This window comes from Flavobacterium cellulosilyticum (genome assembly GCF_004349355.1).
Taxonomy (GTDB): Bacteria; Bacteroidota; Bacteroidia; order Flavobacteriales; family Flavobacteriaceae; genus Flavobacterium; species Flavobacterium cellulosilyticum.
Genome location: NZ_SMFK01000001.1, coordinates 66970 through 93299, shown reverse-complemented (window position 1 = coordinate 93299; position 26330 = coordinate 66970). Strand labels below are relative to the sequence as shown.

General features: G+C 31.9%; 25 protein-coding genes. 9 read left to right on the top strand and 16 right to left on the bottom strand.

What is annotated here, in order from left to right; translation table 11 throughout:
- Nucleotides 1–86 precede the first annotated feature (86 nt).
- From E0F76_RS00405 to E0F76_RS00395, 3 genes are all read left to right on the top strand, one after another.
- A complete protein-coding gene (locus E0F76_RS00405) occupies nt 87–359 on the top strand; it encodes a hypothetical protein (RefSeq protein WP_132000363.1) in 273 nt (90 codons plus the stop codon).
- Between the two features lie 33 nt (nt 360–392).
- Entirely contained in the window at nt 393–1502 is a 1110-nt protein-coding gene (lpxB, locus tag E0F76_RS00400) for a lipid-A-disaccharide synthase (RefSeq protein WP_132000362.1), read from the top strand.
- An 82-nt stretch (nt 1503–1584) separates the two neighbouring features.
- Complete coding sequence (locus E0F76_RS00395) at nt 1585–3621, top strand: ComEC/Rec2 family competence protein (protein ID WP_132000361.1); 2037 nt, start codon at nt 1585–1587, stop codon at nt 3619–3621.
- A gap of 3 nt (nt 3622–3624) precedes the next feature.
- Here E0F76_RS00395 and E0F76_RS00390 read toward each other — a convergent pair whose 3' ends face one another.
- From E0F76_RS00390 to tamL, 7 genes are all read right to left on the bottom strand, one after another.
- The gene (locus tag E0F76_RS00390; protein ID WP_132000360.1) at nt 3625–4110 is read right to left on the bottom strand and encodes a thioredoxin family protein; all 486 of its coding nucleotides are present in this window, start codon (nt 4108–4110) and stop codon (nt 3625–3627) included.
- Between the two features lie 53 nt (nt 4111–4163).
- Nucleotides 4164–5969, bottom strand: a complete 1806-nt coding sequence (locus E0F76_RS00385; RefSeq protein ID WP_132000359.1) for a peptide MFS transporter — start codon at nt 5967–5969, stop codon at nt 4164–4166.
- A 4-nt stretch (nt 5970–5973) separates the two neighbouring features.
- On the bottom strand, nt 5974–7509 hold the full coding sequence (locus E0F76_RS00380; protein ID WP_132000358.1) for a peptide MFS transporter: 1536 nt from the start codon (nt 7507–7509) through the stop codon (nt 5974–5976).
- A gap of 245 nt (nt 7510–7754) precedes the next feature.
- Nucleotides 7755–8387 carry a hypothetical protein gene (locus E0F76_RS00375; protein WP_132000357.1) on the bottom strand — a complete coding sequence of 211 codons (633 nt, stop codon included), beginning with the start codon at nt 8385–8387 and terminating at the stop codon, nt 7755–7757.
- A 125-nt stretch (nt 8388–8512) separates the two neighbouring features.
- On the bottom strand, nt 8513–9367 hold the full coding sequence (gene accD / locus E0F76_RS00370; RefSeq protein ID WP_132000356.1) for an acetyl-CoA carboxylase, carboxyltransferase subunit beta: 855 nt from the start codon (nt 9365–9367) through the stop codon (nt 8513–8515).
- Between the two features lie 79 nt (nt 9368–9446).
- A complete protein-coding gene (gene fbaA / locus E0F76_RS00365; RefSeq protein ID WP_132000355.1) occupies nt 9447–10514 on the bottom strand; it encodes a class II fructose-bisphosphate aldolase in 1068 nt (355 codons plus the stop codon).
- Nucleotides 10515–10581: 67 nt separating this feature from the next.
- On the bottom strand, nt 10582–13140 hold the full coding sequence (gene tamL / locus E0F76_RS00360) for a translocation and assembly module lipoprotein TamL (RefSeq protein WP_132000354.1): 2559 nt from the start codon (nt 13138–13140) through the stop codon (nt 10582–10584).
- Between the two features lie 37 nt (nt 13141–13177).
- On the opposite strand from tamL, the gene E0F76_RS00355 reads away from it, so the two are divergent.
- Nucleotides 13178–13903, top strand: coding sequence for a TrmH family RNA methyltransferase (locus E0F76_RS00355; protein WP_132000353.1), 726 nt, complete (start codon nt 13178–13180; stop codon nt 13901–13903).
- Between the two features lie 84 nt (nt 13904–13987).
- On the opposite strand, the gene porT is transcribed toward E0F76_RS00355, so the two are convergent.
- Genes porT through E0F76_RS00335 form a run of 4 tightly spaced genes read right to left on the bottom strand, consistent with a single transcriptional unit; the run spans nt 13988 to nt 16333 of the window.
- A complete protein-coding gene (porT, locus tag E0F76_RS00350; protein ID WP_165932611.1) occupies nt 13988–14707 on the bottom strand; it encodes a type IX secretion/gliding motility protein PorT/SprT in 720 nt (239 codons plus the stop codon).
- Between the two features lies 1 nt (nt 14708).
- A complete protein-coding gene (gene ubiE, locus E0F76_RS00345) occupies nt 14709–15440 on the bottom strand; it encodes a bifunctional demethylmenaquinone methyltransferase/2-methoxy-6-polyprenyl-1,4-benzoquinol methylase UbiE (RefSeq protein WP_132000352.1) in 732 nt (243 codons plus the stop codon).
- A gap of 47 nt (nt 15441–15487) precedes the next feature.
- A complete protein-coding gene (locus E0F76_RS00340) occupies nt 15488–15973 on the bottom strand; it encodes a dihydrofolate reductase (RefSeq protein WP_132000351.1) in 486 nt (161 codons plus the stop codon).
- 3 nt (nt 15974–15976) lie between these two features.
- Nucleotides 15977–16333 (bottom strand): 2TM domain-containing protein, encoded by a 357-nt coding sequence (locus E0F76_RS00335; RefSeq protein ID WP_132000350.1) that lies wholly within the window; start codon nt 16331–16333, stop codon nt 15977–15979.
- Between the two features lie 238 nt (nt 16334–16571).
- On the opposite strand from E0F76_RS00335, the gene E0F76_RS00330 reads away from it, so the two are divergent.
- On the top strand, nt 16572–16868 hold the full coding sequence (locus E0F76_RS00330) for an isoamylase early set domain-containing protein (protein WP_132000349.1): 297 nt from the start codon (nt 16572–16574) through the stop codon (nt 16866–16868).
- Between the two features lie 62 nt (nt 16869–16930).
- Here E0F76_RS00330 and E0F76_RS00325 read toward each other — a convergent pair whose 3' ends face one another.
- The 5 genes from E0F76_RS00325 to E0F76_RS00305 form a co-directional block, all read right to left on the bottom strand.
- Entirely contained in the window at nt 16931–17359 is a 429-nt protein-coding gene (locus E0F76_RS00325; protein ID WP_132000348.1) for an HIT family protein, read from the bottom strand.
- A 55-nt stretch (nt 17360–17414) separates the two neighbouring features.
- A complete protein-coding gene (locus E0F76_RS00320) occupies nt 17415–18239 on the bottom strand; it encodes a thymidylate synthase (RefSeq protein WP_132000347.1) in 825 nt (274 codons plus the stop codon).
- Between the two features lie 101 nt (nt 18240–18340).
- The gene (locus tag E0F76_RS00315) at nt 18341–18967 is read right to left on the bottom strand and encodes a bifunctional nuclease family protein (RefSeq protein WP_132000346.1); all 627 of its coding nucleotides are present in this window, start codon (nt 18965–18967) and stop codon (nt 18341–18343) included.
- Nucleotides 18968–19131: 164 nt separating this feature from the next.
- Complete coding sequence (locus tag E0F76_RS00310; RefSeq protein WP_132000345.1) at nt 19132–20100, bottom strand: electron transfer flavoprotein subunit alpha/FixB family protein; 969 nt, start codon at nt 20098–20100, stop codon at nt 19132–19134.
- Nucleotides 20101–20262: 162 nt separating this feature from the next.
- Nucleotides 20263–21009: an electron transfer flavoprotein subunit beta/FixA family protein gene (locus E0F76_RS00305; protein WP_132000344.1), complete on the bottom strand. Its 747-nt coding sequence runs from the start codon at nt 21007–21009 to the stop codon at nt 20263–20265.
- A gap of 266 nt (nt 21010–21275) precedes the next feature.
- On the opposite strand from E0F76_RS00305, the gene E0F76_RS00300 reads away from it, so the two are divergent.
- The 4 genes from E0F76_RS00300 (at nt 21276) to E0F76_RS00285 (ending at nt 26241) form a co-directional block, all read left to right on the top strand.
- A complete protein-coding gene (locus E0F76_RS00300; protein WP_132000343.1) occupies nt 21276–22256 on the top strand; it encodes a pyruvate dehydrogenase complex E1 component subunit beta in 981 nt (326 codons plus the stop codon).
- 111 nt (nt 22257–22367) lie between these two features.
- The gene (locus tag E0F76_RS00295; protein WP_132000342.1) at nt 22368–24854 is read left to right on the top strand and encodes a DUF5686 and carboxypeptidase-like regulatory domain-containing protein; all 2487 of its coding nucleotides are present in this window, start codon (nt 22368–22370) and stop codon (nt 24852–24854) included.
- A gap of 154 nt (nt 24855–25008) precedes the next feature.
- A complete protein-coding gene (locus E0F76_RS00290; protein ID WP_132000341.1) occupies nt 25009–25611 on the top strand; it encodes a DNA-3-methyladenine glycosylase family protein in 603 nt (200 codons plus the stop codon).
- Nucleotides 25612–25713: 102 nt separating this feature from the next.
- Nucleotides 25714–26241, top strand: coding sequence for an inorganic diphosphatase (locus tag E0F76_RS00285; RefSeq protein WP_132000340.1), 528 nt, complete (start codon nt 25714–25716; stop codon nt 26239–26241).
- Nucleotides 26242–26330: the final 89 nt, after the last annotated feature.

Sequence of the window (26330 nt, the reverse complement as noted above, 5' to 3'; positions counted from 1 at the left end):
CACCGATGAAATATTATGTTGTGTGATAAAGTCCTAGTAGTAAAAAGGGAAACCAAATATGACCGTTGACAAAAAAAAATGTTTATATGAATAAAAAAGAGATAGTAATTGGTTTTGCAATTGGAATAATAGGTTCCATTTTGGGAATTTTTATTTTCATTACATTTTTTACAGATTTTAATTTTATTACTGGTATTCAAGTGATGAAATCAGAAGGAAAACTGGGAAAGTTAATAACTTTAGGTTCGATACTTGATCTAGTTGCTTTTGCTGTTTTATTGAGATTTAATAAAGAATTCATGGCTCGTGGCGTAGTCTTGGCGGTTATTGTAATAGCAATACTCACTTTATTTGCATAAAATTAGGTTTAATTATAGGTTTAAAAAGTAAAAATGAAATACTATATAATAGCTGGGGAGGCATCGGGTGATTTGCACGGTTCCAATTTGATAAAGGAAATCTATAAACAAGATAAAACTGCTCAAATAAGGTGTTGGGGCGGTGATTTAATGCAACAAGCAGGAGCAGATTTAGTTTCGCATTATAAAGATAGAGCCTATATGGGCTTTAGTGAAATAATAAAAAACCTTTTTTCTATTTTGGGATTTATAAAATTTTGCAAAAAAGACATCGCTTCATTTAAACCAGACGCATTAGTTTTTATTGATAATTCTGGATTTAATCTTCGAATTGCAAAGTGGGCAAAACCTGCGGGATTTAAAACCTTTTATTATATCAGTCCACAAGTTTGGGCGTCGAGAGCGGGAAGAGTTCAGTCGATAAAAGAAACTATAGATCACATGTATGTAGTATTGCCTTTTGTTAAACCTTTTTACGCAAAGTATAATTATGAGGTTACTTATGTGGGACACCCATTGATTGACGCTTTAGCAAATAGAACTAAAAAAGATTCGGTTGCATTTAGAAATGAAAACCAACTGAATGGAAAGCCAATCATTGCCTTATTGCCAGGTAGCCGAAAACAAGAAATCACCAAAATGCTAGAAGTAATGTTGAGTGTAGTTGCTGAATTTACGGACTATCAATTTGTTATTGCTGGTGCACCAAGTCAGGAGTTTGCTTTTTATGAAAGCTTTATTACGACTGAAAATATTAAGTTTGTTTCTAATAAAACCTATGATTTATTGCAAAACGCAACCGCTGCGATAGTAACTTCAGGGACAGCAACCCTCGAAACAGCACTTTTCAAAGTTCCAGAAGTAGTTTGTTATAAAGGTAGCTGGTTGTCTTATCAGATTGCAAAACGAATCATTACCCTTAAATACATTTCCTTAGTTAATTTGATAATGGATGAAGAAGTCGTGACTGAATTGATTCAAAATGATTTGAACTCAAAACGTCTAAGTCAGGAATTACATAAAATCCTAAATCCAAATTTTCGTTCGACGCTTATAAAAAAATATGAAGTTTTAGAAGATAAACTAGGCGGAATTGGCGCAAGCGAAAAAACAGCTAAATTGATTATCGCCAGTTTGAAATAATTTTTATAGTTTAAAAATAGATTTCTTTTTGTAATAAAAGTGTTAGTTGTTTTTGAACTAAATAAATTTGTATTTTAGTTCAATGAAAGTCTTACAATTCCCTTTAACGAGAATAACAATTGGATTTGTATTAGGCATATTAGATGCTTACTATTTCAAGCCTGAGATTCCGTTTGTTTTTACTTTCCTTTTTTTTACTTTTAGTGTTTTGATCATCGCTTTTTTAGTGTCGAAAAAATATATGATAAACCCTATTTATTTTGGTTTAACAACTTGTTTTCTTGCTCTTGGCATTGGCTTATGCACGCAAATCATTCATACTGAATCTTTGCAGAAAAATAATTATATCCATAGCAAAGATATATTTGATAGTCCCCATTTAGTGTCAGTCACTATTCTAGAAAAACTTAAATATTCAAAATTTAATGACCGTTATATTGTTATAGTCAATACAATTGATGATTCGGTTTATACGGGTAAAATTCTCTTAAATGTTCGAAAAGACAATGTGAATCTTCCTTTAGAAGTTGGACGTCATGTACTTATCAATGCTAGTTTGCATAAAAATAGTGCGCCCAAAAATCCATGCCAATTTAACTACGGTAATTATTTAGAAAGAAATCAAATTTATTCCCAGATTTATTCCAATGCAAATGATATTAAGGTAGGTTCATTATTCACAAAAGATGTATGGTATTACACAGCTAAATTAAGGACGAGAATCATTCGGAATTTGCAGAAAAACAATTTCAATAAACCGGAACTTGATGTAGCTGTTGCTTTAATTTTAGGACAAAAACAGGATGTTTCTCCTGAGATTATTCGGGATTATCAATATGCTGGTGCGATTCATATTTTGTCGGTATCTGGATTGCATATTGGATTTATTTTACTTTTTATTACATTTCTTTTGAAACCTTTTCCTAATACACGACGTGGATCGTTTATTAAATTAATTGTAATTCTATCTTCTTTGTTTTCCTTTGCAATACTATCGGGAATGTCACCATCGGTATTGCGGTCGGTGACGATGTTTTCGTTTGTGGCAATCGGAATGTATTTAAGAAGAAGTACCTATATATATCATACTCTATTAGTTTCCGCATTACTAATTTTGCTTTTCAAACCTTCTTTTTTATTCGAAGTTGGTTTTCAATTGAGTTATTTGGCTTTGTTTTTTATTCTATGGTTACAACCTTTATTGGCCCAACTTTGGTCACCTAAAAATAAAATTGTCAATTATTTTTGGGAAATTTTAACTGTTTCTTTTGCAGCACAAATAGGGGTAATGCCATTGAGTATTTATTATTTTCACCAGTTTCCGGGATTGTTTTTTGTGACTAATTTGGTGATTATTCCATTTTTGAGCTTGATAATGGCTTTAGGAATTTTTGTAATGGTTTTGGCTGCTTTAAATTGCATTCCATTATTTCTCTCCAAAACATTGGAATGGAGCATCTTTATTTTGAATAAAATCATTAATTCGATTGCTTCACTTGAACAATTTATAATTCAAGAAATTCCTTTTAATTGGCAATTGTTGTTAAATCTTTATTTATTGATTTTTGCAACAATTATATGGTTCAAAAAGCCTAGTTTTAATAGATTGGCGTTAGCATTGATAGCTTTATTTTGTTTTCAAATCGCCTATTTTTTCACCCAATCAACTATTGAAAACCAAAGTGAATTAGTAATATTCAATGCATACAGAAGTTCCATGATTACAGAAAGAAATGGAGAAAATGTCACACTATTTGCTAATAAATCCCTTTTAGAATCAGTTTCACAAAACAAGCCTATTTCGGTTTATTTAATGGGTAACTTTAGCCATTTAAAATCTAGAAAGCCTCTCAAAAACTTCCTTTTTTTCAATGGAACCAAAATTTTAATTTTAGACAGTTTAAGTGTTTATCCCAATAATTCTAGACCTGATATTCTAATGTTAACTCAATCTCCGAAAATCAATTTCAATCGCTTGATAGCAACTACGAAACCTAAATTAGTTATTGCGGATGCTTCCAATTTCAAAACGTATATCAAATTATGGAGTGCTTCATGTTTAAAAGCAAAAATCCCTTTTCATTCTACTGATGAAAAGGGATTTTACAAGTTGAATTAAAAGTTATTTCTTTTTAATGATTCCATCAGCAACTGCTAACCAAGCATTTGGTCCTCCTGCAACATAACCAGTATTTCCAAGTCCGGTAAAATTAGGTTTTCCTTCTTTTATATTTGCAGTTGCAAACCATATTGTTGGAAAACCTTGAATTGAAAATGCTTGTTGCATACCAGCATTTTGATTTTTTATTTCTTCAGATTGTGGTGTTCTTCTTGGGTAATCTAATTCCACAAGTATTACATTTTTCTTAGCCCAAACTTCGAATTCGGGAGTTAGTAAAACTTCTTTTTGCAAACGGATACACCAGCCACACCAATCGCTACCTGTAAAAAACAGTAACATTGGTTTATTTGTTTTATTTGAAAGTGAAATTGCTTTGTTGACATCAGTTTCCCAAGTTAATTGCTTTTCATTTCCTCTTTCGTTTGATCCTTGAGCTCGAAATACAAATGAACTTAGGATTAGTGTTATTATTAATACTCTTTTCATAAACTTTTTTATTTGTTACAAATTTATACAAAAATAATACCAAATAATGTCGGTTATCTTACACCATGCATTAATTTTTTGATAATCGGTGACATAATTATAGAAAATACAGCCATAACAATTGAAATTATTGTCAAAATCCAAAAGAAATAACTCAAGCCATGTTCGTTGGCAATTTTATCAATGTTCTCGCCAAACATTCCTGCTCCTTTCATTCCAATAGCTACCGCAAGATACCAAACACCAAACATAAAAGCAATCATTCTTGCGGGAACTAATTTACTTACATAAGACAAACCAACTGGTGAAATACATAGTTCTGCCATAGTATAAAACAAATACACTAAAATCAGCCAAATCATGCTTACGGAAGCTGTTTTTGCTCCAGGCTCGATTCCGTTTGCACCAAAAGCTACAAATGCCATTCCAATTCCTAGTAATGTCATTCCGATACCGTATTTTAAATTGGCAGAAGGATTGTATTTGCTTTCCCACCATTTCGAAAATAAAGGCGCTAATGTGATAATAAATAATGAATTTAGTGTAGAAAACCAAGTGGCCGGTACTTCAGTCAGTGACTCGGTCACCTTTTCTATCTTTAAAATTGACAAGGTTTCATCTGACAAAGACAAGAAACCTGCAGTATAATAATCCTTTGCTAACATCCATAATGCGATAATCCAAATAATTACAAAACTGGTACTCAAAATCAAATTGGCAACAGCATAATCTTTAAAAGTTTGTTTGAATAATAATGACAATACCCAAGTAATAATAGCAAGAGGTAAGATTGTAATTAAGGAGTTTATAATTAAAAAGGTAACACTCCAGTTGCCTTCTAACACTCTATTAGTATAGTCACTTGCAAAAATGGTTAAACTGTTAGGAGATTGCTCAAAAATGGCCCAAAAGAAAATGGTAAGAAAGGCAAAAAAAGTAACGGCCATTAATTTTTCCTTTGTAATTTGAGAATATTGTGTAAAACGGTAAGCTAGTAAAATTAGAAATAAAAGAAGTGCGGTAACAATGGCAATTGTATTTCCATTTTCTCCTAGAAAACCAAAAACATTTATTTTTCCTCCTGAAATTTTTGAAGCAGGATCATTTAAAATCCAAAGCAATCCTAAAACAGAAGTAACGGCAATAACAACCAATTGAATTGGTGTAAATGGATTTCTTTTGTCGGTATCCATAGCTTGTGCTTTAGCCACACTCTCTTTGTTAGGTTTTAATCCGATATCGCCAAAAATATTTTGAGACAGCCAAAATTGTAACATTCCAAAGAACATGAAAATTCCAGCAAGACCAAAGCCATAACTCCAACCCACTTTTTCGCCCAAATAACCACAAAGTAAAATTCCGAAAAAAGCACCTGCATTTACTCCCATATAAAATAAAGTATAGGCTCCATCTTTCTTCTCCGGACGATCTTTATACATTTCAGAAATGATGGAAGTCATGTTGGGTTTGAAAAATCCGTTTCCAAACACTAATAAAACCAATCCTAGATAAATTGAAAATTCACTTTCAAGTGCCATCGATGCATGTCCTAAAGTCATGAGACTAGCGCCAAGAACAACTGCCCATCTAAAACCGATGATTTTATCGGCAAAATAACCTCCTAACATTGTAGACAAATAAACTAGACCTACGTAAGAACCAAATAGTGCCGAAGCATTTTCACGTGACCACTCCCATCCTCCATTAATAGTAGCTGTGGTTAAGAATAATATAAGTAAGGATCGCATGCCGTAAAAGGAAAAACGTTCCCACATTTCTGTAAAAAATAAAACGAATAATCCTGCGGGATGTCCTAAAACTGGATTTTTGAAAAATTGGTCTGTAGTGTTTTGATTCATTGTATTAATTATTTAATTCTTTGTCGACTCCGTGCATTAATTTATTGATGAATTTTGAAAGTAACAAAAGCAGTACTCCAAAACCGATACCTGTATAAAATAAATATTCAAAAAGCATTAAGTAACTTTGTTTAGCTAATCCAAGATCAATTCCGGTTTCGTTTGAAGTGTCTACAGAAGCGATATTGGCTAATATTGATGCGATAAATTCAGAACTTGCAGTGGCTAAAAACCAAACGCCCATCATGAACCCAACAATTTTTACTGGTGATAATTTAGTAACAGCGGATAAACCTACAGGTGATAAACACAGCTCAGCACAAGTATGTAGGAAGTAAGTTAGTATTAACCATATCATACCCACTTTTCCAGCGCCAGAAATTCCAATTCCGAATACCAATGAACCAAATCCAAGTCCAACAAGCATTAATGCAAAAGAGAATTTAACTGCAGTATTGGGATTGTATTTCCCTAATTTTATCCATAACCAGGCAAAAACAGGGGCAAGAATAATAATGAATAAGGCATTTAAACTTAAAAAATTTCCAGCTGGAATACCGCCTCGATCTAATATTCTATCAGCAAATAAGTTTAAAGAAGTGTAGGCTTGTTCGAATAAAGCCCAAAAAACTACTGTGAAGATAATTAAGATTGTAAGTGCCAATAATCGTTCTTTGGCTACTTTATCTAACTTGGTAAGGGCATAATAAATGATGTAAAAAAAAGAAAGAGCACCTGCTCCAATTAGCAAGCCTTGAACAACACTATGGCTTTGTACCATTTGCCAAACTAAAATTGCTGAAAGCACACTACCTGTATAAATAAGATATTCGTTTTTTATTCCAAAGCTTCGTTGCTCTAGATATTCTGGAACTTTAGATTCCCCTTTACCCATGAGTAATTTTCTGCCAGAAATAAATGTGATTAGCCCAAAAAGCATCCCTATTCCAGCAGCTGCAAAACCATAACTCCAACCATAGGTTTCTCCAAGCCAAACGCAAACAATGGTTGCTAAAAAAGAACCTAAATTGATTCCCATATAGAAAATGGTAAAACCAGAATCTTTCCTCCTATCACCCACTTCATATAGCTCACCAACTAAGGAAGAAATATTGGCTTTTAAAAAACCAACACCCACAACAATAAAAGCTAGGGATAAATAAAATACTTGAAGTGCGGCATCATCTCTAATGATTTCACCCGTTAATGATTTTGTTGCGCCATTGCCTTCGTATGCCATACCGAGATGTCCTAAAACAAGCATGATTCCTCCAAAAACGATAGCTTTACGAAAGCCTAAATACTTGTCAGCAATAAAACCTCCAACTACTGGCATGGCATAGACCAAAGCGGCATAACTTCCAATCAGTAAATTACCTGATTCATCGGAAAATAAATAATATTTTGTAAGGTAGAATATGAGCAAAGCTTTCATTCCATAAAATGAAAAACGTTCCCACATTTCGGTAAAAAATAGAATGAAAAGTGCTTTAGGATGTCCTAGAAATTCTGCATTATTTGGAGAAGAGTATTTTGACATATTATAAATTTGGGTTTAATAATTTAAAGAAAACGAAACGTTTTTAAATCATAGGCCAATTTTAGTGAAAATTTTACAATTATTTCACATTTCATATGTTAAATGTTAGGATTGAGAATGTTTTGATTGTTTTTTTGACCAAAAAATAAAATATGCAAATAAATTCCAAAATTGAATAGAAAAAAATCTACTTGACTTAATTAATTGAATCTAGTCTATTTTTAAATTCAATATCAATCATTTAGTTATTTAATGGAAACCAATTTGCTATATACGGGATCAATAATTGAAAATTTTTGACAAATTTTGCACATAGTGATTACGATCCCTACATGGAAAAGGCATAATAAAACTATAGCTATTGGCGGCATTCCAAAATATTGAGGTTGCCAAGTATAATTCCAAGTGCCAAAATAAATAACAAATATTTCTCCGATTACAGGAAGAACTAAGGCAGGTAGCATGACACAAAAAACCCATTTTTTTATTGGAGATGAGAAATATTGAATCAAAATGCGTTCTACTCGATAAAGTGCTTTATAAGCCAATCCCCATGCAAATGGAACCCAAAAAGGAATTTCAATGTCTTTTGGTATATCAAGATAAATCCAAAATCCATTGTAAGTACCCCATTTCTCCACTAACAAGCCTGTAATTGCTGTAAAAAAAACACCAAACACAGAAAGCCAGAATACGGATTTGTTAATCCCAACTTTTTTGTAGGAACGGAGTAACGACTTAGTAATTAGTAATAATAATAAGATTCCCAAAAAATAATGATAGGACTTAAAATAACTAATAATAGAAGCCATTAAAAACAGTAAAAATAAAATTAAAGCAAATTCTAATCCTGTTTCTTTTAGTGATGGTTTTGACATAATGGTGCTTAAAATAAAAATGCAAAGATACTATTTTTGTCTATTTTTATTTTGTGGTTTTTTAATTAAAAATATATTGAAGACTTATATTTCAAAAAAAATCCCGAATTAATCGGGATCTTAAATTATCTAATATCTATATTTTCTATTAAATCGATGTACAAGTTTATCTTGCTCTTCAAATCTTTTCGTTGTGTAATAAAATCTAGAAAGCCATGTTCAAGTACAAATTCAGCAGTTTGAAACCCTTCTGGCAAATCTTTACCGGTAGTGTCTTTTACAACTCTTGGTCCGGCAAAACCAATTAATGCACCTGGTTCAGAAATGTTTATGTCGCCAAGCATTGCATAAGAAGCGGTAGTTCCACCAGTTGTTGGATCTGTACATAAAGAGATATATGGAATTTTAGCTTCAGCTAATTGTGCTAATTTTACAGATGTTTTGGCTAATTGCATCAATGAATATGCTGCTTCCATCATTCTAGCTCCACCTGATTTTGAAATCATCACAAATGGAATTTTGTTTTTAATGGAATAGTCGATTCCACGAGCTATTTTTTCACCAACAACTGCTCCCATAGAGCCTCCAATAAAAGCAAAATCCATACAGCAAACGACTAAGTCTTTTCCTTTAGATTTCCCAACTCCAGTTCGTACTGCGTCTTTTAAGTTGGTTTTGGCCATCGTGTCTTTCAGACGATCGGAATATTTTTTTGTATCAACAAAATTCAAAGTGTCTTTAGAGGTAATATTGGCATCTAATTCTATGAATTCATTATTGTCGAATAATATTTCGAAATATTCTTTACTTCCTATTCTTACGTGAAAATCATCTTCAGGACTTACATATAAATTGCGAGCAAGTTCCTCTGCATCTATAACTTTTCCAGTTGGTGATTTGTACCAAAGACCTTTTGGAACATCCATTTTGTCTTCAGTCGCTGTGGTAATTCCTTTTGCTGTTCTTTTAAACCAAGCCATATTAGTAGAGTTATGAGTTAAAAGTTATGAGTTATAAATTACAAGAAAATCTCATAATTCATAACTCATAATTCATAATTTATAGAGTGTTCACGTTATTTAAATCGGCAAATGCTTGCTCTAGTCTTGCAATGAAAGTTACTTCACCTTCACGTAACCATTTTCTTGGATCGTAGTATTTTTTGTTAGGAGCATCGTCACCAGTAGGATTTCCAATTTGAGTTTTTAAATAATCAATATTGTCAACCATAAAGTCACGAATACCTTCTGCAAATGCGAATTGTAAGTCAGTATCAATATTCATTTTTACAACACCATAGCTAATACCTTCTCTAATTTCTTCTAAAGTAGAACCAGATCCTCCGTGGAAAACGAAATCTACTGGGTTTGGTCCTGTTTTGAATTTTTCTTGAACAAAATCTTGAGAATTTTTCAAGATTTTTGGAGTCAATTTTACATTTCCTGGTTTGTAAACGCCATGTACATTTCCAAATGAAGCTGCAATTGTAAATCTAGGGCTTACTTTTAATAATTCCTCATAAGCATAAGATACTTCTGACGGTTGAGTGTATAATTTTGAACTGTCTACATCAGAGTTGTCAACACCATCTTCTTCACCACCTGTAATTCCAAGTTCGATTTCTAATGTCATTCCCATTTTGCTCATTCTAGCTAAATATCCTTTACAAATTTCGATATTTTCTTCGATTGGTTCTTCTGATAAATCAATCATATGAGAAGAAAATAATGGTTTTCCAGTTGCAGCAAAATGAACTTCTGAAGCATCAAGTAATCCATCTATCCAAGGTAAAAGTTTTTTTGCACAGTGGTCAGTATGTAAAATCACAGTAGCTCCATAAGCTTCAGCTAAAGTATGGATGTGTTTAGCTCCAGCAATTCCACCAGCGATAGCCGCTTTTTCACCTGAATTAGAAAGACCTTTTCCAGCATTAAATTGCGCTCCACCATTTGAAAATTGAATAATAACAGGTGCATTTAATTTTGCTGCTGTTTCAAGAACTCCATTTATAGTGTTGGAACCAATAACGTTTACTGCAGGAAGAGCAAACCCTTTTTCTTTGGCATAATTGAAAATTTCTTGAACTTGATCTCCAGTAGCTACTCCTGGTTTGATATTATGTGCCATTGTACTTTTTTTTAAATTATTGTTTGAAATATTATTTAAGAATACAAAAATAAGAATTAATTAGCACTTAGAACGGATAATTAATACCAAAATTTAACACAGATTTTGCGAAAACGTATTCGTTAAACCATCGTTTACCAATTTCATTGGCAGGATTGTATGTTTTAAAACCCAAATCAAAACGGATAACAAAAAAATTAAGGTCATATCGTAATCCAAAACCCGAACCTAAAGCAATTTCTTTTAAATTGCTTAAATTTTTGAATGTAGATTTTTCGTCAGTTACGTTGTCCAATACATTCCAAATGTTTCCAGCATCAGCAAAAAGAGCCCCTTTTAGGTTTCCAAAAATTTTAAATCGAAACTCGGCGCTTAATGCAATTTTCATATTTGCTTCATTAAAATCATTAATAGCACCGCTACTACCAGGTCCTAATTGATAAGGTTGCCAAGCTCTATTGTCATTTGATCCGCCAGCAAAATAACTCCTGGAAAATGGAATGTTGTTAGAATTTCCGTATGGAATTGCAATCCCAAAAAATGTTCTTACTGCTACTACTTTTTCTTTGGTTAAATCCCAATATTTAATATAATCGAATTCAGTTTTTATATATTCTGAATATTCTAAGTTGAAAATTTTATAATTACCATCTTGGCTTTTTTGTAAACTTGCTGCATTTGCAAATAAAGTTAAAAGGGAGCCTGCCGATTCGATTTTTGTCTTAAAAAGATAAAATGAATTGTCTAGAAGGTCAGTTTTAGTTGTTTTCGAAAAAGTAAAACTTGAAGCTAATATAAAATCATTTTCGGACAGACGTACTCTTCGTTCTTCAATGCTATTTACCGAAGTGAAATCTTTATTAGATGATGTTAATGTCGTTTTTCCTGTTAAAACATCATTAATGAATCCATTTGTTCCATTTTCAATTATCAAATCCCCAGTGTCTTTATCAACATAAGATAGATCGGTGTTGTAAACTTTTGCAATATTATTTAATGCATTATAGGATGAAGCATATACATTAAAATAATTCTTTGGATTTAAGTTTCTTACATATTGAATGTTTAGGAAATCAAAACGAGCTGTAGTATTCTTTTTTGGATTCCAATTATAAGATAATGATCCTGTGAAATTTTGCTTATCGAGGCCAATATTTTTTTGGGTAGCAATACCAGCTGAGAGTAGTGTCGATGGAATCATACTTTTAGGAATGATTTTTTCTGTGGTAAAAGGAAACCATATTCTAGGAATATTCAGTTTCAAATCAAGCCCATACTCAGATACATTGAAAAAATTATTTTGTGGATTTGCTAAATCTTTTGAAGCACCAATATTTCCTCGAGCTGAAATTTCTAATGTTTCGGCACCATTGAAAACATTTCGAATAGTTTCAGTAATACTTGCTGCAATACCAATATCTTGAATGTTTGAATGTGTTACATCAAAAGAAGCACCTACACTATATTTTTTTCTAGGGGATAAATATACTTTAGCAATTAAGGATTGAGCAGTAGAGTCTCTTTTATCTACTTCATATAAAATAGTTGGGTAATTGAAAATCTTAAGATTATTTAAATATCGTGTTGTTAACACAGTCCTAGAATCTGCAAATAAACTGCCTTTTGTTATAAAAACTGCATCTGTAATGGACTTTGGTTTGTATTTTAATTTTGTATGGCTATACAAATGGAAATTATTGTAGGTAGTACTGTCGGTAAATATTTCACTATTATTGACAGCCGAATAATCGGTATAAATGTTTACATCACTTATTTTATAGATCTTGAAAGGTTCTGTTTTTGTGGTGTCATTATCTTGAAAGGAATAATCGTTTATGTTTAAATTTACATTTATTTTGTTATTGCTGTTTAGGGTGTCTAAATCATAGGTTATATAATTAGGTTGGAAATTATATATTCCATTATTTCTAAAATAAGTGTTAATCCTGTCCTTTTCTTTATTGAAATCTTCTGTTTTGTATATATTACCCGATTTAATATAACTGGAAGCTATTTTTGACTGATACATGGAGTCCAATACTTTTGTATGAATTGAAGTTTTTAAAGAATCTATAAAATAGGGGACTCCCGTAGTTATCGTGTATTTTATTTTAGCTTTTTTAGGCTTTAAACTATCTAATTTGTAGTTTGCTTTCACGCCAAAAAAACCGTTGTTAAAATAGAAATATTTTAATCTTGCAATAGATTTTTTAGTTCTTAAAGTGTCAATTATTACTGGAGGTTCTCCAGTTTTTTTTAAGAAATCATGAATGCCATGGTACCAAAAGGATTTTCCAAGGCGATCCACTTGTTTTGCAGAAAGCCACTTCGATTTTCTTTCGTATTTTCCAGGATGGTTTTTGAATTTTGCTTTATAAGTTGAATCTGGATTTGGATTAGCAATGTTAAATAAATTCAATCGCAATCGATAGCCTAAAATTGAACTGTTTGGTTTTTGATACAATTGCAGTTCAACTTCTTCTTTGTTTATTTTCTTGCCATTTTCTAAAATTTCGTTTTTGGTAAGAAGTTGTTTGCCATCTGGAACTCGCCTCACGGTATTACATGCCGAGATAATTATCCCAATTAGAATAAATGTTGCTATTTTTGTGCTAATCTTTTTCAAGTCTTTGGAAATATTTAATTCAAAAGTACATTATTTTATGCTTAGTAAAAACCAAATAAAACTTATAACGAGTTTGCAGCAAAAAAAGTTTCGATTTGCAAATCAATTGTTTTTTGCCGAAGGCATCAAAGTAATCCAAGAATTATTAGAATCAAACTTTGAATTGGTTCAATTATATACAGTTTTAGATGATTTTGGAGATGTTTCGAAAGAGAAAAGATTGATTATTCTAGAAAGTGAATTAAAAAAAATAAGCGCTCTGGCAACTTCCAATACCTGTTTGGCCATTTTTAAAATCCCAACTGAAAAAAAAATAGTAGAATCTGGTTTAATACTAGCACTTGATTCTATTCGTGATCCAGGAAATTTAGGCACTATTTTGCGCTTGTGTGACTGGTTTGGAATTGATCAATTAATTTGTTCCAAAGATGCCGTAGATATTTACAATCCAAAGGTGGTTCAAGCTACTATGGGGTCTATTGCCAGGGTTAATGTAAATTATATTGATTTAGAGTCGTTTGTGAGTCAAACTAAATTAACAGTTTTTGGTACTTTTATGGACGGAAAAAACATTTATAAAAGTGTTTTACCTCAAGAAGGAATTATTATTATGGGAAATGAAGCCAATGGAATTTCGCCGAATCTTGAAAAATTAATAAATAATAAACTTACAATACCTCGTTTTGGAAGTATTCAAAAAACAGAAAGTCTGAATGTGGCAACTGCAACAGCAATTATTTTAAGTGAGTTTCGTCGAGGGTAAATTTTTAGTTTTCAGTATTCTGTTGTTGTGTTCGGTTTTTAGCACATACTATGCAATCTGTCATTGAACATTGACCACTTTTTTTTAGTGAAAAGTAAAATTAATAAAAATGGCTCTAGTTTTAATAGATTCAATATTTCCAGTCCAAGGACTGTCAGGGTTATTATCCCGTATTAATTCATCTTTCAATCCAAATACTCCTCTTATCGAAGGTGAAAATATAAAATATTCGGAGAAAACATCTATTCCTAAGCCCAATTCATAATTATTTGTCCAACGCTTAACTCTAAAAATGTTTTCATAATTATCATCTAATGACTTTGAATTACTAGCTAAATTTAATGTTGCCGAAACTCCACCCAATAAATAGGGCCTAATATTGCCCGTTCTAAGTGAAGAAAACTTTAACAATAATGGAAAATGGAGATTGGTGCCATTTACTTCTCTGAGTTTGTTAGATTCAGTAGGGGTTGTAGGGAAATAGCTTGTAGGATAATGAAAGTTCCTTTGGGTGTAATATAAACCAGGTTCAAAACGGAGATTGATATATTCTTGAAGTCTTAAATCAGCCACAAGTCCCACATTAAAACCTGTAGTTTTTTGTATTAGTATATCTTGACTTACAGTTTTATAATCTATTTTATAATCGTAGGAGTTAAAGCCAAGAAAAAAGCCAAAATACAATTTTTGTTTTTGAAAATTTTCTAAATTAATAATGGGATCCTTGCTAAACATTCCGTAAGAATTCTGGGAATGTCCTTTTATGGATATTATAAATAAAAAGAAGACAACTAATTTTTTCATATTATGTTTTGGATGCTGAATAAATTGTTGCTACACCAAATGTTTGAGGTAATGCAACTACATCTATAAACCCAATTTTTTTCAAAATATTGTTCAGAGCTTCACCATAAGGAAATGCTGCAGCAGATTCTGATAAATAACCGTATGCAACATTGTCTTTAGAAAATAATTTTCCTATAATTGGTAAAATGTTTTTACTGTAAAATGTATAGCCCTGTTTGTAAGGTGTTTTTTCAGGGACCGAAGTTTCAAGTATGACAAATATTCCATTTGGTTTTAAAACTCTCAAAATTTCTGATAATCCTTTTTCTAAGTTTTCGAAATTTCTAACACCAAAAGCTACAGTTATGGCATCGAAATAATTATCTTCGAAAGACATGTTTTCAGAATCGGCCAAAACCATTTCAATAGTATTTGATAATTTTTTTTCTTCAATTTTTTTCTTTCCTACTTCTAACATTCCAGCAGAAATGTCTAAACCAATAATTTTTTCAGCTTTTGTTTCTGCTAACAAAATGGCTAGATCACCTGTTCCTGTTGCAATGTCTAAAATTGTGTTAGGGTTTGATTTTGAAACAATTTGAAGGACTTTTTTGCGCCATTTCACATCAATTCCAAAAGAAATTACTCGATTAAGATTGTCATAATTTCCAGAAATAGTGTCAAACATAGACGCTACTTGTTCCTTTTTGCTTAAAGTTGAATCCTTATAGGGTGTTATGTTTTTTGGCATTTTTAAAATTTTAAGCAAAGGTAAACTAGATTTTTGGATTATGAATTTTATTTTTTTCGAATAAAGGTTTGAAAAGTGTAATCATAAAGATGTTTTTCGTCTTTTGAATTAAATATTTCGGAAGTTAATTCCCATATTTCGAGGTCTATTTCAGGGAAAAATACTTCAGCATCAAATGATTTGTGGACAAGTGTAATGTCAAGTTTATCAGATAATCCAATAGATTGTGTGTAAATCTCACCGCCACCTATAATGTATAGATCTTCATTTTTAGGGCAAACTGCGATGGCGCTTTTGATATCTGGAACCACAATACAACCTTTAGCTTGATATCCTTTTTGACGAGTAATAATTACGTGGGTTCTATTAGGTAATGGTTTTGGGAAACTTTCAAAAGTTTTTCTACCCATTATTATATGATGTCCAGAAGTGATTTCTTTAAATCGTTTGAAGTCTTTAGGTAAGTGCCAAAGCAAAGTATTGTTTTTTCCCAATGCACTATTTTCGGCTACAGCTGCAATTATAATTATCATTTTCTATTGCGGTTTATTAGTAGATATTTCTTCTTCTTCTTCTTCTTCTATTTGAACTTGAAATTCAGTAATCTTTTTTTGTTGTAACGCAACTAGTCTACTAATTTGTTCTCTTTCCCAATTTTTATTCATAAAGCGATCAGTTATGAATATTTTTATAAAATGAAGTATAAATAAGAAAGCCCATATTGTTATTACCCAAATGGACCAATTATATGTATAGCCAAAAACCAAAAAATGATTGGCAAGAAATAAAAATATACTTCCAAGTATTAATAAAACAAAATGAAAATAAAGTCTTTTTTTTTGATTTAGTCTTTTTCGGGCATATTCATAAAGTTCGTGTTGTTCTTTTTCCATTTGTTAAAATTAAGGAGATAAAGGTAAAATATATTTTGAATCCTTCTAGTTTTGACGCAAGATTATTTTATAAAAAAATGATTTTTTATTTACTTTATACTAAATAAATGGAGCAATAATTATGAATTGCGTTAAAAAAAAATATATTTTCAACGAAACTCCTAATTCTTATTTGGTTTAACTCATATTAGAACAGAATTCATTTACTTTGCATCATAAATCTAAAAATGAAATAGTTATGTCAATAAAGAAACAATTTATAAAAACGAAACCAGTTTGTAAAGTTACATTTTCAGTGGAGGCTAAAGAAGCGATCACAGCTTCGGTTGTTGGAGATTTCAATAATTGGAATCCTGCTGAAGGTGAATTGTCAAAATTAAAAAATGGTACATTCAAAGGCGTTTTTGAATTGCCAAAAGATGCTTCTTATGAATTTAAGTATGTAATTGACGGCAATTTCATAAACGACTCTGAAGCGGATACTTTTAAATGGAACGAATTTGCGGGCACTGAAAATGGTGTTCTAGAAGTTTAAAAAAATATAAAAAAATCCGCTGAAAAGCGGATTTTTAATTTTATATAAAGCAGGTGATTTACTTATAAGTCTGCTTTGATTTTAGCTATTGTTGCTTCGTATTCTGTTTCGGATAAGAAAGTTTTTTGTGGATTCATTTCGAAAACACCTCCAAAAGCATAGCCATCCTTGTATTTTGGTACTATATGCATGTGTAAATGCGACAAGGTGTCCGAATAAGCGCCATAGTTTATTTTAGTTGGGTTGAATGCTGCGTCAATTGCTTTGGCCGTTTTTGCAACATCACGCATAAAAGCATTGCGTTGGTCATCGCTCAATTTGTGAAGATCCACCCCGTGGTCTTTATATACTACATTGCAGCGACCGGTATAAGACTGCTCCTTAAATAAGAAGAGTTGTGATACTTCTAAATCACATATTTTAATCATTAAATTGTATAATGTTTCGTTGTCTTGACAATACAAACATTCTGAAACAGGTGATGTGGGCATATTTTATTTAAATAATTAAGTTGAATGAATATAAATAGGTAATAACTAATTCTAATTAAACAGCAACACTACCTTTAATCAAAGCGTGTGGTTCATATCCTTCTAGAGTAAAATCTTCAAAAGTAAAGTCGAAAATATTTTTGATTTCCGGATTTAAAATCATTTTTGGTAAAGATTTTGGTTCACGTGATAATTGTAATTCAACTTGTTCAATATGATTGTTATAAATGTGAGCATCTCCAAAAGTATGAATAAATTCACCTACCCCTAAATCGCATACTTGAGCAATCATCATAGTGAATAAAGCATAAGAAGCAATGTTAAATGGAACTCCAAGAAAAATATCAGCACTTCGTTGGTACAATTGGCAGGATAACTTTCCGTCTGAAACATAAAATTGGAAGAATGCGTGACATGGAGGCAATGCCGCTTTATTGTTCGCTACGTTTTCTGAAAATGTTTTCGAATTGTCAGGTAATACAGAAGGGTTCCATGCCGAAACAAGCATTCTCCTGCTGTTTGGATTGGTTTTTAATTCATTGATAAGATCTTCGATTTGATCAATTTCTTCGTTGTTCCAATTTCGCCATTGACGACCATAAACTGGACCTAAATCTCCATTTTCATCAGCCCAAGCATCCCATATTTTAATGCCGTTTTCTTGAAGATATCCAATGTTTGTGTCTCCTTTTAAGAACCAAAGTAATTCATAAATAATCGATTTTAAATGTAACTTCTTAGTAGTTACCATTGGGAAACCTTCATTTAAATCAAAACGCATTTGATAACCAAACACACTTTTTGTTCCTGTTCCTGTTCTATCTCCTTTTTGGTTTCCGTTATCTAAAACGTGCTGAACTAAATCTAAATATTGTTTCATTTTTGGTTTAATCGATTAATTGTTTGAAGGGGTTAACCGATTAAACAATTTTGTAATTACTTATTTCTGAATACTGCGTTCTGAATACTGAACACTACTTTTTATTGTCTTTTTGAAATCTCATCCCTGATTTTAGCTGCTTTTTCATAATCTTCGTGCTCAACAGCCTGATCAAGAAGGTCGTTCAGTTCTTGCAAACTATGTTTGGTATAAGTTTCACCTGATTGATTGCTTTCTTCTTCCAGTCCAAAAGTTTCTGGATTTGAAAGGACATCATCTATTTCTTGAGATTCTTTATCAGTTTCTAGTGGATTAGCTTTCAAATAAATTCCGGCTTTGTCCAAAATATTTTTGTAAGTAAAAATCGGAGCGTTAAATCGCAATGCTAATGCAATAGCATCGGAAGTTCTGGCATCTATAATTTCTTCTATTTTGTCTCTTTCACAAATAATACTTGAATAGAAAACACCGTCAACTAACTTGTGAATAATTACTTGTTTTACCACGATGTCAAATCGATCTGCAAAATTTTTGAACAAATCGTGAGTCAAAGGACGTGGAGGTCTAATTTCTTTTTCAAGAGCAATTGCAATAGATTGAGCCTCAAAAGCACCAATAACTATTGGTAACTTTCTGTCTCCATCAACTTCATTTAAAATCAAAGCATAAGCTCCGTTTTGAGTTTGGCTATAAGATATTCCTTTTATTGATAATTTAACTAAGCTCATTTTTTTTATATGTAAAGCATTTATTGCTTTGTTTTTGATTGTAACTTTTTTGAATTTGGGAGTGCAATTTTAAGTAAAAAAATGGAAACAAAAAAGCTACCTAAAGCAAAGATACAATTATCTTATTTCTAGGCAGCATTATTTATTGAAGAGTATTTTAAAATTTACGATTGGGATGCTTTAAAAGCTTTTAGCTTTTCAATTAATCGAGGGACAACGTCAAATGCATCGCCGACCACACCATAATCTGCTACTTTGAAGAAAGGAGCTTCGGGGTCTATATTTATAACTAGTTTTACTTTAGAGGAGTTGATGCCAGCAATATGTTGAATGGCTCCTGAAATCCCAATTGCAATATACAAGTTGGCCGCTACAGGTTTTCCAGTTTGTCCTACGTGTTCTGAGTGAGGCCGCCAATCTAAATCTGAAACGGGTTTTGAACAAGCTGTTGCAGCTCCAAGAACGGATGCTAATTCTTCTATCATTGCCCAATTTTCGGGGCCTTTTAATCCTCTACCTCCTGAAACTACTATGTCAGCATCTGCAATAGATACTTTTCCAGATCCTTTTTCTACAGACTCTACCTTTATGCCAAAATCATTTTCACCAATTGTAGGATTAAATTCTTCTTCTGTTAAAGTGGATGCATTTTCAAAAATACCATAAGAGTTTTTAGCTAAACCAAGAACTTTTATATCTGTTTCTATCTCGGTGATGTTAAATGCTTTGTTTGAAAAGGCATTTCTTCTTACTTGAAATGGCGAATTACTTGTTGGTAATCCCACTACATTCGATGCGAAACCCGCTTCTAAGGAAACGGCAACAAGTGGCGAAAGATAAATACTATCTGTTGTTGATGATAACAAAATAATTTTTGAACTTTCTTTTTGAGCAGCTTGTTTGATTACATCAGCATAAGCTTTAGCGGAAAAACCAGAAAGTTTTTCGTTTGTTACTTTCAAAACTTTATCTACACCGTATTTTGACAATTCCGAAACATCATTGGTATTAATTGTTACGGCTGTAACGGTTGTACCTATTGATTCAGCTACTTTTTTTGCATAAGAAGCCAATTCAAAAGCTACTTTTTTAAATTTTCCTTCTGCTGATTCTGCGTATATTAATATAGACATAGTGTGGTTGTAGATTGCAGAATTTAGATTACAGATTTCAGAATCTGAAAACTAAAAACTTGATTTATATTATTTTCAATTAAAGATTAAAGATTTTTGAATTAAGATGTATTATAGATTTTCACACTGCAATCTGCAATCTGCAATCTAAATTCTACAATCTTAAATAACCTTCGCTTCGTTGTGTAGTAAATTAATTAATTCGTCAAGATTATCTGGTGCAACTAATTTTACTGCTGATTTTGGTGCAGGTTTTTCAAATTTCACCGATTTAGTATTTATTGAAACGTCAACTGGTTCAACAACTGTTAATGGTTTTGATCTAGCTGTCATAATACCTCTCATATTTGGGATTTTAAGATCTTTTTCTTCAACTATTCCTTTTTGTCCACCTATAATGAGGGGTAAAGTGGTAGAAACAGATTCTTTTCCGCCATCGATTTCTCGAATTGCTTTTACAGTAGTTCCGTCTACAACAATGTTTGTGCAAGAATTTAAAAAGTTATATCCTAAAATACCAGCAATCATTCCGGGTACCATACCTCCATTATAATCTAATGATTCTTTTCCAGCGATTACTAAATCGTACCCACCATTTTTTATGACTTCAGCAAGTTGTTTTGCTACAAAAAAACTATCGGTAGGATTTGCATTTATTCGAATAGCATCATTGGCACCAATCGCCAAAGCTTTTCTTAAAGTTGGTTCCGTTTCTGGACCTCCAACATTGGCAACAGTTACTGTAGCTGCTTGTTGTTCTTGAAACCAAATTGCACGTGTGAGACCAAATTCATCATTTGGATTTATAACAAATTGAACTCCATTGGAATCAAATTGAGAGTCATTATCGCTAAAATTAATTTTTGAAGTAGTATCTGGAACATGACTTATGCAAACTAATATTTTCATAGATATATATATTTTAATTTCTAAGGTTCTTTTACAAAAATATAATATTAATTTGAATAACATACTATGCGTGCATAATATTTTTAATTACTATTACGATTTCGTATTTATGAAAGGAACGGCCAACATTCTGTGGATTTTTATAACAATAAATAGATATGTTGTATTTTAGAAGTAATTCCACTATATTTTAAATGTGTTTTTTGCTTTAAAGTGGTATAAAATATTTATTTTTGCCATTCGAAATTACATACAAAAATAAAAATATGAGAACGATACAATTTAGAGAGGCTATTTGCGAAGCGATGAGTGAAGAAATGCGTCGTGATGAATCAATATACTTAATGGGTGAAGAAGTAGCAGAATACAATGGTGCCTATAAAGCATCAAAAGGTATGCTTGCAGAATTCGGAGAAAAAAGAGTAATTGATACGCCAATTGCAGAACTAGGTTTTACGGGAATTGCAGTGGGTTCAGCAATGAATGGTTGTAGACCAATTGTAGAATATATGACTTTCAATTTCTGTTTAGTGGGGATTGATCAAATTATTAATAATGCAGCCAAAATACGTCAAATGACGGGAGGGCAGTTTAATGTGCCTATCGTTTTTCGTGGGCCAACGGCTTCAGCAGGACAATTAGGAGCAACGCATTCACAAGCATTAGAAAATTGGTTTGCTAACACACCTGGTCTTAAAGTAGTAGTTCCTTCAAATGTTTACGATGCTAAAGGGCTTTTAAAATCAGCTATTAGAGATAATGATCCTGTAATTTTTATGGAGTCTGAGCAAATGTATGGCGACAAAGGGGAAGTGCCAGATGGTGAATATACCATTCCAATAGGTGTTGCTGATATCAAACGTGAAGGTACTGATGTTACAATTGTTTCATTCGGAAAAATAATCAAAGAAGCCTATATCGCTGCAGAAGAATTAGCAAAAGAAGGGATTTCATGTGAAATTATCGATTTAAGAACAGTTCGTCCAATGGACAATGAAACTATTTTAACTTCTGTTAAAAAAACGAATAGATTGGTTATTCTGGAAGAAGCATGGCCATTTGCAAGTGTTTCTTCTGAAATTACTTATATGGTTCAAGATCGTGCTTTTGATTTTCTTGATGCGCCAATTCAACGTATTACTACGGCTGATACACCAGCTCCTTACTCTCCAGTATTGCTTAAAGAATGGTTGCCAAATGCTGACGACGTTATAAAAGCAGTAAAAAAAGTATTGTATAAAAAATAATTATATAAAATTTAACGATTGAAAATTCAAAATTCAATCGAGACATTTTTGAAATAACTATATTTGAAACTTCATCAGAGCTCTAATTTGATGAAGTTTTTTTTTTTGACTATGAAAAAGAATATAATACTGAATCTAGTTTTTTTAATTGTACTAACTAACTCTATTTTTGCTCAAACTAAAGTTAGCGGAATTGTCGTAGACAAAACGAATAAACCAATTCCATTCGTGAATGTGGCATTCAAAAATTCTAATGAAGGAATACTTTCTAATGAGGAAGGACGTTTTTATTTAGAATCTTCAAAAACATATAAAGTTCTTGAAATTTCATCGGTAGGTTATACAACGAAGGAGGTTGCATTAGAGAAAGCTGTTAATTATAATCTTTCAATTCAATTAAGTGAAGTTATAAGCTTGAATGAAGTTGTAGTTTTTGCAGGTAAAACATCCAAAAAAGACAATCCTGCACTTGAAATACTTCGAAAAATATGGAAAAGAAAACGTAAAAATGGCCTGTATTTATTTGACCAATATCAAATGGAAAAGTATGAAAAAATAGAATTTGATATGAATTCTATTGATAGTGCCTTTATGAAAAAACAGATTTTCAAGGGAATGGAATTTATATTCAAACAAATAGATACTTCGAAAATTACAGGAAAAACCTATTTGCCTATTTTCATTAATGAATCGTTATCAGAAGTATATGGTGATAATAAATCTAAGAAAGTAATTGATAAAGTTAAAGCGAGTAAGGCTTCTGGATTTAACGGGAATCAACAAATATTGTCATTTGTAAAAGATTTATATACAGAATATAATATTTATGACAATCACTTGACTTTTTTTGACAAAAGTTTTACTAGTCCTATTTCCACAACAGGAATTGATGTTTATAATTATATTTTAAGAGACAGCGCATTTGTAGATGATAAATGGTGTTATAACATTTTATTTTATCCGAGACGTAAAAATGAATTGACATTTAAAGGAGATTTTTGGGTAAACGACACCACTTTTGCTATAAAAAACATCAATATGGCAGCGTCTAAAAGCGCTAATATTAACTGGGTAAAAGACATCTATGTTGAACAGGAGTTTGAAGTTATGAATGACTCCGTTTTTCTTTTGACTAAAGATTATATGATGACCGATTTTGCTTTAAGCAAAAAAGATAAATCAAAAGGAGTTTATGGTAAAAGAACGACATTTTATAAGGATCATAAATTTAATGAAGAAAAACCAATTTCATTCTATAAAGAGGCAGTGAATCGTTATGATCAAGAAGTCTATAATAAAGACGATGAATATTGGAAAAAAAACCGATTCGAAACCTTATCCAAAGACGAAAAAGGCATTTATAAAATGCTCGATACACTCCAAACGGTCAATAAGTTCAAACAAATTTATAGTTTAATTCAAATATTGGATAGCGGATATCTCAACTATGGCAATTTAGATTATGGTTCTATTTATTCAGTAATTGGGAAAAATGTAGTCGAAGGAGTGCGATTGCGAGCAGGGATAAGAACTTATTTTGGACCCAACGACACATGGCGATTGCAAGCGTATACTGCCTACGGGTTTAATGACGATAAGTTCAAATACGGGATTACAGGAAAATGGATGATTGATAAGAAGAAGAGAGTCATAATTTCAGGAGGAAATCGAAGGGATATTGAGCAAATTGGAGCTTCACTCACCACAACAAATGATATTATAGGTCGTGATTATGCGTCCTCGGGAATACTGACTTTTGGTAGTAACGATAAATTAACCAATGTTAATTTGTCTAATTTCGAAATAGAATTTGAACCAGTCAAAAACCTGACTATAGGAGGGGGGATTTCATATCGGACATTATTGAGCGCATCTCCAACATTTAGTTTGGATTATTACACCGATTTATCGCGAACAATCATAAAAAGCCAAGTAAAACAATCGGAGGCCAACATAATGGTAGATTATACTCCAAATCGAAAAACTATCGGTTATTCTGTTGAAAGAGCCAATGTCGATAGTCCATTTACTCGTATGTTTTTAAGCTATAGTCAAGGATTTAAAGGTTTGCTAAATAGTGATTTTGAGTATCAAAAAATACAAATGTATTTCAAGCAACCTATTATTATTGGGCCACTAGGGCGTACTAATGTAATTCTGGAAGCCGGAAAAACTTTCGGAAATATTCCCTTAGGATTAATGAGTGTTGTACCCGGTAATCAATCTTTTTTTGACATAGCAAACACTTTTAGTAATCTGAAATATTATGAATTTGTAACGGATCAATATGTGACCTTTAAGTGGGATCACAGTTTGCAAGGGCGATTATTTGCGAGAATTCCATTTATGCGAAAACTAAATTGGCGAGAAAACTTTGGGGCAAAAGCAGTTTATGGTACTGTGTCCAGTAACAATAGAATGATAAACGCTTCAGGATTAACATATCATTCGCCAGAAAAAATATATTATGAATACAGCGCAGGAATTGGGAATATTTTCAAGGTATTTCGTATCGATTTTTCTTGGAGAGGCAATTATCTCAATGTGCCCGACGCAACAAAATTTGCTGTAAAGGGTTCTTTTGGATTTTATTTTTAGAAGCCAATCCAGCTGTTCATTACAAGCTTTTTCGAAAACGGCTATTTTTGTACTAAAAAATAAAGAGCTTCCTTTGGTCGCTTTTATTTTTCAACAAAAATTAGCCGTTTTCTTCAAAAGGCTTTCCATTTCCATCTGGGCTAAAACAACCATTATGCAACAAGCCATCCAATATCTTTCAGAAAATGAGCCTATTTTTAAGCTAATTATTGAGAAATATGGAACACCCGTAATTCCTGTTCGACCACAAGGATTTGAAACCTTAGTGCTTTTGATACTTGAGCAGCAAGTATCCATTGATTCGGCTAAAGCCACCTTTCTGAAACTTAAAAACAAACAAATCAATTTTAAACCCGAAATATTACTCCGTGCTGCAGATGAAGAGTATAGAAATAGTGGCGTAAGCCGACAAAAAACGGCATACATTAAAGCATTGTCCCATTCGATAATCAACAATCATATTGACTTAGAAAGTCTTGCTACTAAAAAAGCAGACCAAGTTCGTGAAGAATTAATAAAAATCAAGGGAATAGGCCATTGGACTATTGATATCTATTTAATGTTTTCACTTCAAGCGCCAGATATACTTCCACTTGGAGATATTGCAGTAATTAATACTTTAAAAGAACTACTTCATATAGAGGATAAGTCAGCAATGGAATTCTATACTGCAAAATGGAGTCCATATCGTTCTATGGCAACATTTTTATTATGGCACTATTATTTAAGTAAAAGAAATAGAATAGTTGTTTACTAATAATTATTAATTACGCAAACGTAATAGACGATATATATAGATTTTCATTGAGTTAACCAAAAGTTTATTTAATTTTGTGCACAAAATATAGAAAATAAAAAGATGGCTGCAGATAAAATAAAAACTTTCGATGTTTTAATCGAAATTCCAAGAGGAAGTAGAAATAAATATGAATATGATTTCGAATTAAAAAGAATACGTTTCGACAGAATGTTGTTCTCGTCAATGATGTATCCTGCTGATTATGGTTTTATGCCAGAAACTTTAGCGCTAGATGGTGATCCATTAGATGTATTAGTTTTAATTAACGAGCATACTTTTCCTGGTTGTGTTATGGAAGTAAAACCAATTGGAGTTTTCCACATGGCGGATGATAAAGGACCAGACGAAAAGATTATATGTGTTCCAGTTTCCGATCCTATTTGGAACTCTTTAAATGATTTATCAGATATTAACCCTCATTTACTGAAAGAAATTGAACATTTCTTTCAAGTTTACAAAGATCTTGAACAGAAAGTTGTTGATGTAGGAGGTTGGGGTGATCTAAGTGAAGCATTAGACATTATTGAAGAGTGTACCGAACGATTTAATCAGATTCCAAATAAACCAGAAGGATTATTTAGTATTTAATAAAATACTTTGATTATTTTTTCATATAAAGCAATATTCATGTATTTGGATATTGCTTTTTTAGTTTCAATATAGTACGTTTGCAATAG

What these genes read in the sequence shown, in the direction of transcription:
- E0F76_RS00390 (WP_132000360.1), bottom strand. Translation starts at nt 4,110, where the DNA reads ATGAAAAGAGTATTAATAATAACACTAATCCTAAGTTCATTTGTATTT.
- E0F76_RS00395 (WP_132000361.1), top strand. Translation starts at nt 1,585, where the DNA reads ATGAAAGTCTTACAATTCCCTTTAACGAGAATAACAATTGGATTTGTA.
- fbaA (WP_132000355.1), bottom strand. Translation starts at nt 10,514, where the DNA reads ATGGCACATAATATCAAACCAGGAGTAGCTACTGGAGATCAAGTTCAA.
- E0F76_RS00385 (WP_132000359.1), bottom strand. Translation starts at nt 5,969, where the DNA reads ATGAATCAAAACACTACAGACCAATTTTTCAAAAATCCAGTTTTAGGA.
- E0F76_RS00300 (WP_132000343.1), top strand. Translation starts at nt 21,276, where the DNA reads ATGAGAACGATACAATTTAGAGAGGCTATTTGCGAAGCGATGAGTGAA.
- accD (WP_132000356.1), bottom strand. Translation starts at nt 9,367, where the DNA reads ATGGCTTGGTTTAAAAGAACAGCAAAAGGAATTACCACAGCGACTGAA.
- E0F76_RS00285 (WP_132000340.1), top strand. Translation starts at nt 25,714, where the DNA reads ATGGCTGCAGATAAAATAAAAACTTTCGATGTTTTAATCGAAATTCCA.
- E0F76_RS00290 (WP_132000341.1), top strand. Translation starts at nt 25,009, where the DNA reads ATGCAACAAGCCATCCAATATCTTTCAGAAAATGAGCCTATTTTTAAG.
- E0F76_RS00375 (WP_132000357.1), bottom strand. Translation starts at nt 8,387, where the DNA reads ATGTCAAAACCATCACTAAAAGAAACAGGATTAGAATTTGCTTTAATT.
- E0F76_RS00325 (WP_132000348.1), bottom strand. Translation starts at nt 17,359, where the DNA reads ATGCCCACATCACCTGTTTCAGAATGTTTGTATTGTCAAGACAACGAA.
- ubiE (WP_132000352.1), bottom strand. Translation starts at nt 15,440, where the DNA reads ATGCCAAAAAACATAACACCCTATAAGGATTCAACTTTAAGCAAAAAG.
- E0F76_RS00335 (WP_132000350.1), bottom strand. Translation starts at nt 16,333, where the DNA reads ATGGAAAAAGAACAACACGAACTTTATGAATATGCCCGAAAAAGACTA.
- lpxB (WP_132000362.1), top strand. Translation starts at nt 393, where the DNA reads ATGAAATACTATATAATAGCTGGGGAGGCATCGGGTGATTTGCACGGT.
- E0F76_RS00320 (WP_132000347.1), bottom strand. Translation starts at nt 18,239, where the DNA reads ATGAAACAATATTTAGATTTAGTTCAGCACGTTTTAGATAACGGAAAC.
- porT (WP_165932611.1), bottom strand. Translation starts at nt 14,707, where the DNA reads ATGAAAAAATTAGTTGTCTTCTTTTTATTTATAATATCCATAAAAGGA.
- E0F76_RS00315 (WP_132000346.1), bottom strand. Translation starts at nt 18,967, where the DNA reads ATGAGCTTAGTTAAATTATCAATAAAAGGAATATCTTATAGCCAAACT.
- E0F76_RS00295 (WP_132000342.1), top strand. Translation starts at nt 22,368, where the DNA reads ATGAAAAAGAATATAATACTGAATCTAGTTTTTTTAATTGTACTAACT.
- E0F76_RS00305 (WP_132000344.1), bottom strand. Translation starts at nt 21,009, where the DNA reads ATGAAAATATTAGTTTGCATAAGTCATGTTCCAGATACTACTTCAAAA.
- E0F76_RS00310 (WP_132000345.1), bottom strand. Translation starts at nt 20,100, where the DNA reads ATGTCTATATTAATATACGCAGAATCAGCAGAAGGAAAATTTAAAAAA.
- E0F76_RS00340 (WP_132000351.1), bottom strand. Translation starts at nt 15,973, where the DNA reads ATGATAATTATAATTGCAGCTGTAGCCGAAAATAGTGCATTGGGAAAA.
- E0F76_RS00405 (WP_132000363.1), top strand. Translation starts at nt 87, where the DNA reads ATGAATAAAAAAGAGATAGTAATTGGTTTTGCAATTGGAATAATAGGT.
- E0F76_RS00355 (WP_132000353.1), top strand. Translation starts at nt 13,178, where the DNA reads ATGCTTAGTAAAAACCAAATAAAACTTATAACGAGTTTGCAGCAAAAA.
- E0F76_RS00380 (WP_132000358.1), bottom strand. Translation starts at nt 7,509, where the DNA reads ATGTCAAAATACTCTTCTCCAAATAATGCAGAATTTCTAGGACATCCT.
- E0F76_RS00330 (WP_132000349.1), top strand. Translation starts at nt 16,572, where the DNA reads ATGTCAATAAAGAAACAATTTATAAAAACGAAACCAGTTTGTAAAGTT.